13 protein-coding genes and 1 riboswitch are annotated in these 13,806 nt (G+C 58.8%); of the genes, 3 read left to right on the top strand and 10 right to left on the bottom strand.

Translation table 11 applies throughout. The features are described 5' to 3' along the window. Nucleotides 1–2 precede the first annotated feature (2 nt). Both cobW and ACQZ51_RS15295 read right to left on the bottom strand, forming a co-directional pair. Complete coding sequence (cobW, locus tag ACQZ51_RS15300) at nt 3–1,040, bottom strand: cobalamin biosynthesis protein CobW (RefSeq protein ID WP_448778771.1); 1,038 nt, start codon at nt 1,038–1,040, stop codon at nt 3–5. Then, nucleotides 1,034–1,453, bottom strand: a complete 420-nt coding sequence (locus tag ACQZ51_RS15295) for a DUF1636 family protein (protein ID WP_448778469.1) — start codon at nt 1,451–1,453, stop codon at nt 1,034–1,036. The genes cobW and ACQZ51_RS15295 overlap by 7 nt, the downstream gene beginning before the upstream one ends. A gap of 111 nt (nt 1,454–1,564) precedes the next feature. Next, nucleotides 1,565–1,773, bottom strand: a riboswitch (cobalamin riboswitch). 105 nt (nt 1,774–1,878) lie between these two features. Here ACQZ51_RS15295 and cobO point away from each other — a divergent pair. Next, nucleotides 1,879–2,496, top strand: a complete 618-nt coding sequence (cobO, locus tag ACQZ51_RS15290) for a cob(I)yrinic acid a,c-diamide adenosyltransferase (protein ID WP_448778468.1) — start codon at nt 1,879–1,881, stop codon at nt 2,494–2,496. A 4-nt stretch (nt 2,497–2,500) separates the two neighbouring features. After that, nucleotides 2,501–3,958 (top strand): cobyric acid synthase, encoded by a 1,458-nt coding sequence (locus tag ACQZ51_RS15285; protein WP_448778467.1) that lies wholly within the window; start codon nt 2,501–2,503, stop codon nt 3,956–3,958. Here the strand turns inward: ACQZ51_RS15285 and cbiB are convergent. After that, on the bottom strand, nt 3,945–4,910 hold the full coding sequence (gene cbiB, locus ACQZ51_RS15280) for an adenosylcobinamide-phosphate synthase CbiB (protein WP_448778465.1): 966 nt from the start codon (nt 4,908–4,910) through the stop codon (nt 3,945–3,947). The genes ACQZ51_RS15285 and cbiB overlap by 14 nt on opposite strands. On the opposite strand from cbiB, the gene cobD reads away from it, so the two are divergent. Then, the gene (gene cobD / locus ACQZ51_RS15275; protein WP_448778463.1) at nt 4,909–5,943 is read left to right on the top strand and encodes a threonine-phosphate decarboxylase CobD; all 1,035 of its coding nucleotides are present in this window, start codon (nt 4,909–4,911) and stop codon (nt 5,941–5,943) included. The two genes, cbiB and cobD, sit on opposite strands and share 2 nt — an antisense overlap. Here the strand turns inward: cobD and ACQZ51_RS15270 are convergent. The 7 genes from ACQZ51_RS15270 to ACQZ51_RS15240 form a co-directional block, all read right to left on the bottom strand. Next, the gene (locus ACQZ51_RS15270; RefSeq protein WP_448778462.1) at nt 5,933–7,210 is read right to left on the bottom strand and encodes an L-fuconate dehydratase; all 1,278 of its coding nucleotides are present in this window, start codon (nt 7,208–7,210) and stop codon (nt 5,933–5,935) included. The two genes, cobD and ACQZ51_RS15270, sit on opposite strands and share 11 nt — an antisense overlap. 52 nt (nt 7,211–7,262) lie before the next feature. After that, nucleotides 7,263–8,273, bottom strand: a complete 1,011-nt coding sequence (locus ACQZ51_RS15265) for a zinc-binding alcohol dehydrogenase family protein (RefSeq protein WP_448778460.1) — start codon at nt 8,271–8,273, stop codon at nt 7,263–7,265. A 3-nt stretch (nt 8,274–8,276) separates the two neighbouring features. After that, nucleotides 8,277–9,098, bottom strand: a complete 822-nt coding sequence (locus tag ACQZ51_RS15260; protein WP_448778458.1) for an amidohydrolase family protein — start codon at nt 9,096–9,098, stop codon at nt 8,277–8,279. A 2-nt stretch (nt 9,099–9,100) separates the two neighbouring features. Next, a complete protein-coding gene (locus tag ACQZ51_RS15255; RefSeq protein WP_448778456.1) occupies nt 9,101–10,114 on the bottom strand; it encodes an aldo/keto reductase in 1,014 nt (337 codons plus the stop codon). Nucleotides 10,115–10,190: 76 nt separating this feature from the next. Continuing rightward, a complete protein-coding gene (locus ACQZ51_RS15250) occupies nt 10,191–11,132 on the bottom strand; it encodes a substrate-binding domain-containing protein (RefSeq protein WP_448778455.1) in 942 nt (313 codons plus the stop codon). 82 nt (nt 11,133–11,214) lie between these two features. After that, on the bottom strand, nt 11,215–12,237 hold the full coding sequence (locus tag ACQZ51_RS15245; protein WP_448778453.1) for an ABC transporter permease: 1,023 nt from the start codon (nt 12,235–12,237) through the stop codon (nt 11,215–11,217). Then, entirely contained in the window at nt 12,227–13,801 is a 1,575-nt protein-coding gene (locus ACQZ51_RS15240; RefSeq protein ID WP_448778451.1) for a sugar ABC transporter ATP-binding protein, read from the bottom strand. The genes ACQZ51_RS15245 and ACQZ51_RS15240 overlap by 11 nt, the downstream gene beginning before the upstream one ends. Nucleotides 13,802–13,806 lie beyond the last annotated feature (5 nt).

Below are 13,806 nucleotides of genomic sequence, written 5' to 3'. Positions count from 1 at the left end.
GATCAGGCTGCCAGCATCCGCTCGATCTTTGCGCGGTCAAGACCCTTCTCACCGATCACGACCAAACGGCTGCGGCGCTCTTCGCCCGCACCCCAGGGGCGGTCGAAATAGTGGTTGACCCGCGAACCAACCGCCTGCACCTGCAAACGCATGGGCTTTGCTGAAACCTCGACAAAACCCTTGATGCGCAGCACGTTTTCGGACGCTGCCGTTTCGGCGATTCGTGCCGCCAGCGCATCCGCATCCGTCACGGCATCCAGTTCCACAACAAAGCTGTCGAACTCGTCATGGTCGTGGTCTTCCTCATCATCATGGTGTGTGTGGCGGTTGTCGATATCCTCTTCAACGGCCAGACCCAGACCGATCAGCACAGCCGGGTCGATCACGCCATTGGATGCAACGATGATCTTGGCAGATTTTGGCAGATGAGCATTGATATGCGCCTTTGCGCGCTCCAGACCCTCGGCATCCAACAGATCACCCTTGGTCAGCACGATAAGATCGGCGCAGGCAATCTGGTCTTCGAACACTTCTTCGACCGGGTCGTCATGGTCAAGTGCCTCGTCATTCTGGCGCTGGGCGGCGAGCGCTTCCAGATCATGCGAAACCATGCCATCGGCAAGGGCTGCACCATCGGCAACGGCCACAACAGCATCCACCGTCACGCGGCTTTTGATGGCTGGCCACTGGAAGGCCTGCACCAGAGGCTTTGGCAGCGCAAGGCCCGATGTTTCGATCAGAATATGCTCGACGCGGGGTTCGCGGCTCAGAATCTGCTCGATAGCCGGCTGGAAATCATCCGCCACCGTGCAGCAAATGCAGCCATTGGCCAGTTCCACGATGTTTTCTTCCGGGCAGCTTTCAATGCCGCAACCCTTGAGGATCTCGCCATCGATACCGACATCGCCGAACTCATTGACGATGATGGCCAGCCGCTTGCCATCCAGTTTTTCCAGCAGACCACGCAGCAAGGTGGTTTTGCCAGCGCCCAGAAAGCCGGTGATGATGGTGCAGGGAACGCGGTCTAGAGTGGTCATGATGTCTCCTCGGTAAAATGCAAAGGGGGAATGCGGGCCACAAGGCCGCGTTTCAAACTGTCGGGCCGTCCGCGCCACGGCATCAGGCCATCTGTCGCGCCAGCCAGAAGACGCGCGCCGACCAGAAGGTCTCCTGCATCGTCTTGGGTCAGGGAGCCGAACATATAGGACCAGCCATCGGCACTGCGCATGGCCGCGCTGAGGCCGCGCTTGCAATTGGCAAGGCAATTGACGCTGCGCACATCGACGCCCTCGGTACGGCCTAGCTCAACGGCTGCCTGCGCAAGGTTAGCGCCCGGGCGAGGCTCGGCATTCGGGTCAACCTCATCGCGGCAGCTTCGGCAAACGAAAACGACGACACCTGCGGCTCCGTCTGCTTTCGCGGTCTTATCTGGTGGGGTCGATGTCAGATCCAAGGTGTCAACTTTCCGCGCCTGCAAAATCATATGGGGTGCGGATATCGACGCCACGCGCCAAAGCACGTTTCGCTCAATATGACCGGCTAACCGGAGCACCCCGCCCGGTAGACGCATTTCCCTGAAACGGCAGGTCTCCTGGCTTGCGGCGTGAGACGCCCGACACCGCCTTCCCGAACAGAATGTCCAGTGGCTTATGGCGCAGGCTCACCGCATACAGTTGCGGGGGCAGCCACGGATTGGTCCGCATTGCGAACGGAACCGTGTTCCCTCTTAGCTTTTCCCGTTGCCGGAAAAAGACCGTCAGTGGTTAACCCTTATGCCTTGCATGGCTTTTGTGTCAATGCCGCGGCATCATTGCCGTGGAAACCGTTTTGGCTATAGTCGCCGCTTTGACACGCATGCCCCAAGAGGAATGAGAAGCCATGAACCGCGATATCAGCGAAAGCGAAGCCGAGCGTCACCGCGCCAAGATGGTCAACCGCAAAGCCGTGCAGGATGCCGAAGTTTCGGAAAAGACGGTCGAAAAAGGCCTGTTGATGGTCAATACCGGTCCGGCCAAGGGCAAATCCACAGCAGCCTTCGGTCTGGCGCTGCGCATGCTCGGCACCGGCGGGCGCGTCGGCATTGTGCAGTTCATTAAGGGCGCTTGGTCCACCGGCGAGCAGCAGGCGCTGGCCATGTTCGGTGATCGCGTGGAATGGCGCACCATGGGCGAAGGTTTCACGTGGGACACGCAGGATCTGAAACGCGATGTCGCAGCCGCGACCAAAGCCTGGGAAGAAGCGAAAGTCATGATGGCGGATGAAACCATCAATCTGGTGGTGCTGGATGAACTCAACATCGCGCTTCGCTATGATTATCTGCCGCTGGACGAGGTTGTGGAAACACTTGTCAACCGTCGGCCCAACCTTCACGTCATGGTCACCGGCCGCAACGCCAAGCAGCCTTTGATCGATGCCGCCGATATGGTGACGGAAATGACGCTGGTAAAACACCACTTCAAGGCCGGCGTGAAAGCCCAGTCGGGCATCGAGTTTTAAAGATATGGCAGCGCGCGTTTTGATGTTTCAGGGCACAGGCTCGGATGTTGGCAAATCCTTGATGGTGGCAGGGCTGGCCCGTGCCTTCACAAGGCGCGGCCTTTCCGTCATGCCCTTCAAGCCGCAAAACATGTCCAACAACGCCGCCGTCACCGCCGATGGCGGCGAGATTGGCCGGGCGCAGGCTTTGCAAGCGCGTGCCGCAGGTGTTCCCCTGTCCGTGCATATGAACCCGGTGCTGCTCAAGCCACAAAGCGAAACCGGCGCGCAGGTCGTTGTGCAGGGCAAGGTCATCGGCAATGCCAAGGCCGCCGATTACCAGCATATGAAGGCTGGCCTGATGGCCCGAGTGCTTGATAGTTTCGAGCACCTGAAGGCGAAATGCGACCTTGTGCTGGTGGAAGGTGCGGGGAGCGCATCCGAGGTCAATCTGCGCGCCAACGACATCGCCAATATGGGCTTTGCCCGCGCCGCCAATGCCCCCGTCATCCTCATCGGCGATATTGATCGCGGTGGCGTCATCGCAAGCATCGTCGGCACCCAGACGGTTCTTGATAAAGAAGACGCGGCCATGATCGAGGGGTTCATCGTCAACCGTTTTCGCGGTGATCCCTCGCTGTTTGATGAGGGCATGCGCATCATCGAAGCCAAGACCGGCTGGCGGCCCATTGGCCTGCTGCCGCATTTTGCCGATGCCAGCCGCTTGCCCGCCGAAGATGCGCTCGGCCTCATGGCACCGGGACAGCGCAAGCCCGACGCAAAAATCCGCATTGCCGTTCCCATCCTGCCACATATTTCCAATTTCGATGATCTTGATCCGCTGGAGGCCGAGCCGGATGTCGAACTGCTGCGCATCAGACCGGGCGATGCCATTCCCGGCGATTGCGCGCTGGTGCTTCTCTGCGGCTCCAAATCAACCATTGCGGATCTCGCCACTTTGAAAAAATCTGGCCTGGATATCGATATCAAGGCGCATCTGCGCCGTGGCGGATATGTTCTGGGCCTTTGCGGCGGCTACCAGATGCTGGGAAACACGGTTGCCGACCCCAATGGCATCGAAGGTGCGCCTCGTACCGCTGAAGGCCTTGGGCTGCTGGATATCGAGACTGTGCTGACCGACGACAAGCGCCTCGTCTCCGTCACCGGCCAAAGCTTCGACGGTATTTCCTTCTCCGGCTATGAAATGCATGTCGGCGTCAGCGAAGGCAAAGACACCGCCCGCGCCTTCGCCACCATCGGCAACCACACCGATGGCGCGATCTCAGCCAGTGGCCGTGTTCTGGGCACCTATGTCCATGGCCTGTTTGCCGATGATGACCAGCGCAGCGCATGGCTGACGCGGCTGGGCGGGCAAAGCTCAATGCTTGATTATGAAGAGCAGGTGGATGCCGTTCTCGACCGGCTGGCGGAACATCTGGAACGCCATCTGGATCTCGATGCGCTGATCGCTATAGCGCGATAGCCAAGGCCAGAACCCCGAAGAAACCAAGCATCATGGCGTCCGCAATGCGTGCCAGCTTCAACGCCCGGCGAATATCAGCGGATGTCAGATCCCGCCGCCCGCCTTCGCCCATGAACCGCGCCTCGATCATCTGCCCGCCATAGGAGCGCGGACCGGCCAACGCAAAGCCCAGCGCCCCCGCCATCGCCGCCTCAGGCCATCCGGCATTGGGCGAGCGGTGATGATGCGCATCCCTGATAGTGGCCCGAAAAGCGTTTTGCGGTGAGGCCCCCTTCACAATAACAGCAGCGCCAACGAACAGGAACCCGGTCAGTCGGGACGCGGGCAGGTTGACCAGATCATCCAGCCGCGCAGATGCCCAGCCGAATGCCTCATGGCGCGGTGAGCGATGGCCGATCATGCTATCAGCCGTATTGATGGCCTTGTAACCCGCACCGCCGCCAAGCCCCAGAAGCCCAAGCCACAGCGAGGGCGCAACAACGCCATCGGAAAAATTCTCGGCAAGGCTCTCGATGGCCGCACGGCAGACCGCCGCCTCATCCATCTTGTCAGGATCGCGCCCAACAATCATCGACACTGCCTTGCGACCGCCATCCAGCCCATCCCGCTCAAGAGCCACCGCCACCGCCTCGACATGCTGCTCCAAACTTTTTTGCGCCGGAAGCGACGCACCAAGGATCGCAACGATCAGAAGCCCGAGTGGAAGCTGGAGGAAAAGCGACTGCATTGCCCCTGAAAGCAGCACCGTCAGCCCTAGAAAGATGACGAGCGCCGCAACACCCATCAGCTTGCGGCGTGAAAATGTGTCACCCTCCCGGTTCCATTTTCGGTCGAGGAGGGCGATAAGCGAACCAATCCACGTCACGGGATGGCCGATGCGTTTGAACAGCCAGTCGGGATAACCGACAAGGCGTTCGATCAGCAGGGACAGGAAAGCGAGAGCGAAGAACATGGGCGATAGTGTACCAGAAAAAGTGCAACCGGCGATCCGCCACGGTGGCAATCTGGGTCGGGCACGCCAGCTTTTTCCGCAGGCGCCCGAACCGTGGATCGATCTTTCCACCGGGATCAATCCGCACTCCTACCCGCATTCCCCCATTCCCGCCAGCGCCTTTGCGCGGCTGCCGGAACCCCATGCCTTGGAGACACTGAAACAGGTCGCTGCAACAGCCTTCGGCGCACCCTCGCCAGCCCATCTGGTGGCCGCACCGGGCACACAGATGCTGATGCCGCTTCTGGCCGGACTCGCACTGGATCGCGGCGCAAGACGCGCCGCCGTGCTGGCACCCGCCTATGCCGAACACGCCAGAACGGCGCGCATGGCTGGCTTGCCGGTGACCGAAGTGGCAGATTTTGCCGACCTCTCGGCTTGCGAGTACGCTGTCGTGGTTAATCCGAACAACCCGGATGGACGGGTGATCGAGCGCAGCGCACTGCTTGCACTTGCTGAGACACTGCAGAAAAAGGGCGGGCTGCTGGTTGTCGATGAAGCCTTTATCGAAACCGGATGTGGCGAGAGCATCGTTGACGCCGCCACATCGGACGCTCTCATCGTATTGAGATCCTTCGGCAAGTTTTACGGCATGGCAGGAGTCCGTCTTGGCTTCGCCATCACCCATCCCGATATGGCAGCGGCGCTGGAAGCGCGTCTCGGACCATGGGCCGTCTCAGGTCCAGCCCTTCACATCGCGTCAGAAGCTTTGGGCGACAGGCCGTGGGCTGAGGCAATGCGGACCCGGCTAAACGCCTGTTCGGAGCGTCTCGACACTCTCTTGAGCCACAAGGGCCTGACCATCGCAGGCGGCACGTCCCTGTTTACGCTCATCCGCGATGAAAGCGCTCCCTCCCTTCACAATCACCTCATGCAGCACGGTATCCTCACGCGCATCTTTGAGGAAAGACCTGCCGACATGCGGCTCGGTCTTCCCGCAAACGAAGCGGATTGGGCAAGACTGGAAGCGGCCCTGTCTGCCTTCAACCCTTGAACGTATAGGCCGCAATCGACTCCGGCTTCATTTCAATCGAGAAGCCGGGCATTGTTGGTGGCATATAGGCGGCGTCCTGGATGTTGCAGGGCTCGATGAAATGCTCATGCAGATGGTCGACATATTCGATCACCCGACCATCCTTGGTGCCTGAAATGACGAGGTAGTCGATCATCGACAGATGCTGCACATATTCGCACAGCCCTACGCCACCGGCATGCGGCCAGACGGGCAGGTCGTATTTCGCGGCAATCAGTAGCACGGCCAGCACTTCGTTCAGACCACCCATGCGGCAACTGTCGATCTGCACGACGTCAATCGCACCTTCGGCAATGAACTGCTTGAACATGATACGGTTCTGGCACATTTCGCCGGTCGCAACTTTCACCGAACCAATGGCCTGCCGGATCTTGCGGTGGCCTGCAATATCATCGGGACTGGTTGGCTCTTCGATGAAGAAGGGCTTGGCAAAGGCCAATCTGTTGACCCACTCAATCGCCTGATCCACCTCCCAGACCTGATTGGCATCGATCATCAGGTAACGATCCGGGCCGATCACCTCACGGGCGATGGTGAGGCGGCGAATATCGTCTTCAAGATCGCGGCCCACCTTCATCTTCACATGGTTGAATCCGGCATCGATGGCCTCCTGGCAAAGGCGGCGCAGCTTCTCATCGCCATAGCCCAGCCAGCCTGCCGATGTGGTATAGCAGGCATATCCGTCCGCTTTGAGAATGGCAGCCCGCTCGACCTTGCCACCTTCGGCCTTTTGAAGGATCGCAAGCGCATCCTCGCGGCTCAGCACGTCCGTCAGATAACGGTAGTCAACAATATCGGCAATCTGCTCCGGGCTCATATCGGCCACCAGCTGCCACACGGGCTTGCCCGCCTGCTTGGCCAGCAAATCCCAGACAGCGTTGACCACGGCACCGGTCGCCAAGTGCATGGCACCCTTATCCGGCCCAATCCAGCGAAGCTGGCTGTCGCTGGTCAGATGCCGCCAATATTGGCCGGGATTGTCGAGAACGGTGGAGAGATCCGTTCCCACCACCAGATGCCGCATCGCCTTGATGGCCATGCAGCAAATGTCGTTGCCGCGCCCGATGGTAAAGGTCAGGCCGTGGCCCTTGAGGGCCTCGTCATCGGTGTCGAGGATAACATAGGCAGCCGAATAATCAGGGTCCGGGTTCATCGCATCCGAACCATCGAGGCTCTGTGAGGTCGGAAAGCGCAGATCGAAAACTCGCAGATCAGTAATCTTGGTCATGGCCACACTCGCGGTCGGGTTTGATGAAATTCGTTTGTTTGCAGATGGTGGCTCACGCCACCTCCACCATGCCTTTGATGACGCCCGCCTTGGGGTTGGTCAGCTCCGCAAAGCGGGCAGGCACCTCGCTCAAGGTCATTCGATGGGTAATCAATGCATCAGGCACCTTGCCCGCACGCTGGGCTTCCAGAACAACGTCAAAATCCTCACGCGTGGCGTTTCGGCTGCCGAGCAGCGTCGTTTCACGCTTGTGAAATTCGGGATCGTTGAAGCTGATGTCGCTGGCCACAATGGAGACCAGCACGTAGGAGCCGCCATGCCCGACAAAGGAAAATCCGCGCTCCATGGCCTTGGGGTTGCCTGTCGCATCAAACACCACATCGAAGAAATCGCCGCCCGTGATCTGCGATAGATGCTCCTTGTCGCCGTCTCCGAGCGTGACACTATGGGCAATGCCGAGCTGTTCCTTGCCGAAATTCAACCGGTCTTCCCGGCTGTCGATCATCGTCACCACGCCGCCATTTGAGACAGCAAAAACAGCGACGGCCATGCCGATGGGTCCGGCCCCAACGATCAGCACCTGCTGCCCCGCCTCAACCGCACCACGGCGCACCGCATGGGCACCGATGGCCAGAAACTCCGTCATCGCCGCCTGATCAAGCGTCAGCCCATCGGCCTTCAGCACGAATTGGGAGGGCACTGACAGATATTCCACCATGCCGCCATCCCGGTGCACGCCCAGCACGCCGATGTTGCGGCAGCAATTGCTCTTGCCCTTCAGGCAGGCGCTGCAATGCCCGCAGGAGATATAGGGAATGACGGTCACCACATCGCCAGCCTGGAGGTTGCTGCCTTCAGGCGCCTCCTCAACCGTACCGGAGAGTTCGTGACCCATGATGCGGGGATAGGAAAGATAGGGTTGGTTGCCGGTAAAGATATGCAGGTCCGTTCCACAGACGCCGATGCGACGGATGCGGATCAGCACCTCACCCTCGCCACGGTGGGGCTTTGGCAGTTCCTTCGGCGAGAGAAGTCCAGGTTTATCGCAAAAAATCGCCAGCATGGGTCACCCGTCAGAAAGAGAATAAAAACGCATCGCGTTGAGACCGAACACCGCCTCATGGTCGGCAGCGGGCACGATGTCTCGACTAAAATCCAGCCAGCCCTGATAATCACCCGCCAGCCGCAGAACCGGCCAGTCGCTGCCAAACATCACCCTGCCAGCGCCAAACAGCTCAAGGATGGTTTCAGCATAGGGGCGCACCGCTTCACGGCTCTGTTCACCGCGCTCGGTCAGAAGGCCGGAAAGCTTGCAATAGACATTCGGCAAGGCAGCCAGCGCCGCCATATCCTTGCGCCAATCCACATAATGCCCGATGGCAATCAGCGGCTTTGCCCCATGGTCAATGACGATGGGAAGAGCCGGATAGCGCGTTGCAAAATTCAAAAGATGCGGCAGATGTCTGGGTAGCACCAGCGCATCGAAAACGAGACCATTGTCGATCAAGGCGTCGACGGCGGGCGCGATTGCGGGATCATCGATCCAGCTTACGTCGTCCATATCCTGCAACATGGGCCGCACACCCTTGAAGGCGGGATGGGCGGCACGGCGGGCGATTTCACCTGATACATCCGCCGCCTTCATATCCACCCAGCCGACAACGCCCTCGATGAAGGAATGCGCATCCGCCAATGCCAGCATGAAATCGGTCTCATCTGCCGTTTCCATGGTCTGCACCAGAACGGTGCCATCAACGCCCGCTTGCTGCATGAGGGGAATGAGGTCGTCGGGCATGAAATCCCGGTAGATTGCTACCATTGACGCGGGCGGCCACTCACCTTCGCGGTCCTTCAGCAGCCAGAAGTGCTGGTGGGCATCAATCAGCATGGTCAGCTCTTTTTACCCGGAACTGGTGCGCCTTCCGCAAGCAGCCCGCGTCTATGCAGTTCAGCCCAGAATTCGGCCGGAATATCTTGCTCGAACCACTCGATATTGGAAGCGAGTTGCTGCGCATTGCGCGCACCTGAAACCACCGTCACAGAAGCGGCATGGGCCAATGGAAATTGCAGCGCCGCAGCCTGCAGGGATACGCCAAGCTCCTCACACACATCGTGCAAGGCATCGACCTTCGCCAGAATATCGGCAGGGGCGTCCGCATAGTTGAATTTGCGGTTGCCCGCAAGAATACCGGAATTGAAGGCGCCAGCAACGACTATGCCCACGCCGCGAGACGCGCACAGGTTCATGAAATCGAGACTGCTCTGCTCCAGCAGCGTGTAGCGCCCGGCAAGCATGGCAACATCGATGTCAAACACCTCCATCGCGCTTTTCACGACTTCCCATTCATTGACGCCAAGACCCACGGCACCGGTCGATCCCTCGTCGCGCAACTTTGCCAGCGCCTTGAAGCCGCCGCCTGTCGTCAGTTGGTCCCAGTAATGCTGGTGCTTCTCACCATGGGTGAAGGGTCCGATATCGTGAATATAGAGAATATCCGGCTTCAGAATACCCAGCCGCTGCTGGCTGGCTTCAAACGAGCGCATGATACCGTCATGGGAATAGTCATAGACCGGGCGGAAGGGCAAAGGCGCGATATAGGCATCTTCTTCCGCTCCCACGGTCTCATCCGGCACCATCACGCGGCCCACCTTGGTGCTCAGCGTGTACTCGGCGCGCTCATGCTCGGTCACCATCGTGCCCAGCCGACGCTCGGATCTTGTATAGCCGTAGAACGGTGCCGTATCGAAATAGCGGATACCATGTTCCCAGGCTGTATCGAAAGCGCCCTTGGATTCCTCATAAGGCGTGACGCGATAAAGATTACCCATCTGGGCGCATCCAAGCCCCATCAGAGTGACCTCCACGGAGCGCTGCGGCAATTTGCGTTTATCGGAAACTTTCATCTCGGACACTTTCGATCGTCAGCTTGGATGTGAATGGTCGCAGCAAGCCGCGACCATTCGATTGTCTCTGGTAGGATCAATACAGAACGTTCTTGGCTTCTGGCTTGTCGATATTGTCCTTCGTCACCACAACGACGCCCGTATCGACGAACTTCTCGACCTTTTCCTTGGCAATCAGTTTGGACACGGTCTGAACACCCAGTTCACCCATCTGGTAGGAGCCCTGAACGACGATACCAGCCAGCGTGCCATCCTTCACAAAGCCCTGAAGGTCCTGATTGCCGTCGAAACCGATGGCAACAACTTTGCCAGCTTTGCCGGATTGCGCAAGCGCACGACCAACACCGATAGCGGTTGGCTCATTGGCACCGAAAATGCCCTTGAGGTCGGAATTGGCGGCCAAAACGTCGGTTGTCTGGTTCAGCGCGGTCGCCATCTGAGACTGCGAGTAATAGGGACCGACTATCTCAAGCTTGGAATTGGCCTTCAGATATTCGGTAAAGCCACCCACGCGGCCAATTTCAGAACCCGCACCGGCCACGTAAGACATGACGGCGACCTTGCCTTCCTTGCCAACCTTCTCGATCAGCGCCTGTGCCGCCAGCTCGCCAGCCTTCTTGTTATCGGTGGCAAGGAACGACTGGTAATATTGCTCGGCACCCTTTGCCAGCTGCGAGTCAACGATCACGACGGGAATACGGGCTTCCCATGCTTTCTTGACCGCTGGAACCAGCGCGTCAGGATCGGAAGGGGCCAGAACAATGCCAGAAACCTTACGGTTGACGGCGTTTTCCACCATGTTGACTTGATCCGCGATAGCCGATTCCGAGGCAGGGCCCTGGAAGGTCATCGTGTTGCCGGTGGATTGCTTGATCGCAGCATCCGCACCCTTCTGAACATTCTGCCAGAAAGTGGAATTGACGGTCTTGACGATGACGGCGATTTCGCCCGCCTGCACCGTGGAAACGCTCCACAGAGCCATCGCGGATGTCAAAAGCGTAAGTGTCAGCTTCTTCATGTATTCCTCCATATGCCAGACAGGTGATATCTCCTCGTCACCGTCTGGCTTTCCCGCGGAAAAAGGTCCGCACCCTTATCGATCATCGGCGGTTGCGAAGCTGGTCGATCCAGACCGTACCCAGAATGACAAGGCCGATGATAATCTGCTGTGTGAAGGCCGAAACGCCGTTCATGTTGAGGCCGTTTCGCAAAATGCCGATGACGAAGGCGCCAATGGCCGTGCCTGAAATGGTGCCGACGCCACCAATCAGCGATGTGCCGCCGATGACCGCACTGGCAATGGCATCCAGTTCATACATCACGCCCTCATTCGGCTGCGCCGTCACAAGCCGTGACATCAGCACGCAGCCGGTCAGACCAGCCAGTGTGCCAGACAGCACATAGGTGAAGTTGGTGACGCGCGAAACGTTGACACCAGACAGCCGTGCCGCCTCGGCATTGGAGCCGACCGCGTAGATATGCCGTCCGAGAACCGAGCGGTTGAGCATGAAAGAGACTGCGATGGCGATGACGATCATCAGGATGACGGGGTAGGGGATGCCCGGAAAGACGACATTCGGAAAACCGTCATCGCCAATGGTGACGACACGAAAGAGGGCGCCATTGCCCAGCTCGCCAAAGGATTCGCCAAGGCCGGAGACGGCGCGCGCACCGGTGATCTGCAACGCCACGCCGCGAGCAATCAGCATGGTGCCAAGCGTCGCGATGAAGGGCGGAAGCTTGAAGCGCGTGACCAGAATTCCGTTGATGAACCCACAGAGCGAACCCGTCAGAATGCCGATCAGCATGCCAATCGGCACCGGCATGCCCAGTTCTTTCACAGCAAGAGCCGCCACAACGCCAGCCAGCGCCAACACCGAACCCACGGAAAGGTCGATACCGCCTGTGATGATGACGCAGGTAGCACCGATGCCCAGAAGCGCGATGGACGTGACCTGCAAGGCAATCGTCATGGCATTGTTGACCGTGAAGAACGCATTGCTGGTCGCGGAAAACACGATGGTCAGCAGCACCAGACTTCCAAGAGCGGCAAACTTCTGGATGATATCCTTCTGCCGGTCGCTGAAGGAAAAACGCTTGGGTGTTTCTGGACTAACCGACATGTTTGTCTCCGCTGCGATAGCCAGAGGCATAGCGCATGATTTCTTCCTGATTGGTCTTGGCAGTGTCCAGAATCCCGGTAATCCTGCCTTCGTGGAATACGGCAATCCTGTCCGTCAGCCCCAGCACTTCCGGCAATTCCGAACTGATGAGAATGACGCCGATACCGCGTGCCGCCAGCTCATCCATGATGGTGTAGATCGCGAATTTCGCACCGACATCGATCCCGCGTGTCGGCTCATCGAAGAACAGCACCCGTGATTCGCGAAACAGCCATTTGCCGATAATGATCTTCTGCTGATTTCCGCCGGACAAAAGCCGCACCGTCTGCTTGATGGAGGGCGTGCGAATGTTGAGGAGATCGACATAACGCTTGGCGACATCGTCATGGGCTTTGAAATCGATCAAGCCGAGTCGGTTGGAGACAGCCTCCATATTGGCCAGCGACGTGTTGGCCGCCACCGACATCTTGATCGCCAGACCATCGGTTTTCCGGTCTTCCGAGAGATAGGCGATGCCATTGGCAATCGCATCCTGCGGAGACTTGATCGACAGCGTCTTCCCTTCAAAACTGATCGTGCCCGCGTCATAGGCGTCGGCACCGAAGATGGCGCGAGCCACTTCTGTGCGACCGGCCCCCATCAGGCCCGCAAAGCCGAGTATTTCGCCGCGCCGAAGCTCGAAACTGATATCGTGAAACACGCCGGTGCGCGTCAGGCCTTTGACGGAGAAAATCACCTCATCCGTCGGCTTGGACGTTCTCTCCGGAAACTTCTCTTCCAGCGAACGCCCCACCATCCGCGTGACGATATCGTCAACGGTCACCGCATTGAAATCATCGGTCGAAATATGCCGTCCGTCACGCAACACCGTCACGCGATCAACGATTTCGGCCATCTCATCCAGACGGTGGGAAATATAGACGATACCGACGCCAGACGCTTTCAGGTCTCTTATAACCTTGAACAGCAACCGCGTTTCCTGCTCGGTCAGCGAGGAGGTCGGCTCGTCCATGATCAGGACTTCGGCATCGAGCGACAGCGCCTTGGCAATTTCCACCATCTGACACTGCGCAACGGAAAGCCCGCGCACCAGCTGATCCGGGTTCAGATCCACACCCAGCCGGTCAAGACAGCGCTTGGCGTCCGCCAGCAGCTTCTTGCGATCAACCAGAAATGCCTTTTTAGGCTCGCGAGCGAGATAGATGTTTTCAGCGATGCTCAGATGCGGAACGAGGTTCAGCTCCTGATGGATGATCGCGATGCCAGCCGCTTCCGATTCCAGAGGCGAGGAATATTGAACCTTCTGCCCCCGGTGCAAAATCGTGCCGCTGGTGGGCTGATAGACGCCGCTGACGATTTTCATCAGCGTCGATTTTCCCGCGCCATTTTCGCCGCACACGGCATGCACTTCGCCAGAGCGAAGGTCGAAACGCACATCGCTCAGCGCTTTGACGCCGGGAAATTCCTTGCTGATATTGTCCAGACGGAGCAGGATCTGGCCCTGTCCACGCGCAGCGTGACCAGCCAGATCGTCTCCCTGAACAGGCGATGCGCCCTGCGCCATCATGG

The sequence above is a fragment of the Agrobacterium sp. CG674 genome (assembly GCF_053521645.1).
Note: the sequence above shows the minus strand (reverse complement) of the source record. Positions and strands in the feature narration are given on the sequence as shown.

Excerpts from the sequence above, each read along its gene's own strand:
- cobO (WP_448778468.1), top strand. The coding sequence starts at position 1,879 with ATGAACCGCGATATCAGCGAAAGCGAAGCCGAGCGTCACCGCGCCAAG.
- cobD (WP_448778463.1), top strand. The coding sequence starts at position 4,909 with ATGGGCGATAGTGTACCAGAAAAAGTGCAACCGGCGATCCGCCACGGT.
- ACQZ51_RS15255 (WP_448778456.1), bottom strand. The coding sequence starts at position 10,114 with ATGAAAGTTTCCGATAAACGCAAATTGCCGCAGCGCTCCGTGGAGGTC.
- ACQZ51_RS15265 (WP_448778460.1), bottom strand. The coding sequence starts at position 8,273 with ATGCTGGCGATTTTTTGCGATAAACCTGGACTTCTCTCGCCGAAGGAA.
- ACQZ51_RS15240 (WP_448778451.1), bottom strand. The coding sequence starts at position 13,801 with ATGGCGCAGGGCGCATCGCCTGTTCAGGGAGACGATCTGGCTGGTCAC.
- ACQZ51_RS15285 (WP_448778467.1), top strand. The coding sequence starts at position 2,501 with ATGGCAGCGCGCGTTTTGATGTTTCAGGGCACAGGCTCGGATGTTGGC.
- ACQZ51_RS15245 (WP_448778453.1), bottom strand. The coding sequence starts at position 12,237 with ATGTCGGTTAGTCCAGAAACACCCAAGCGTTTTTCCTTCAGCGACCGG.
- ACQZ51_RS15250 (WP_448778455.1), bottom strand. The coding sequence starts at position 11,132 with ATGAAGAAGCTGACACTTACGCTTTTGACATCCGCGATGGCTCTGTGG.
- ACQZ51_RS15270 (WP_448778462.1), bottom strand. The coding sequence starts at position 7,210 with ATGACCAAGATTACTGATCTGCGAGTTTTCGATCTGCGCTTTCCGACC.
- ACQZ51_RS15260 (WP_448778458.1), bottom strand. The coding sequence starts at position 9,098 with ATGCTGATTGATGCCCACCAGCACTTCTGGCTGCTGAAGGACCGCGAA.
- cbiB (WP_448778465.1), bottom strand. The coding sequence starts at position 4,910 with ATGTTCTTCGCTCTCGCTTTCCTGTCCCTGCTGATCGAACGCCTTGTC.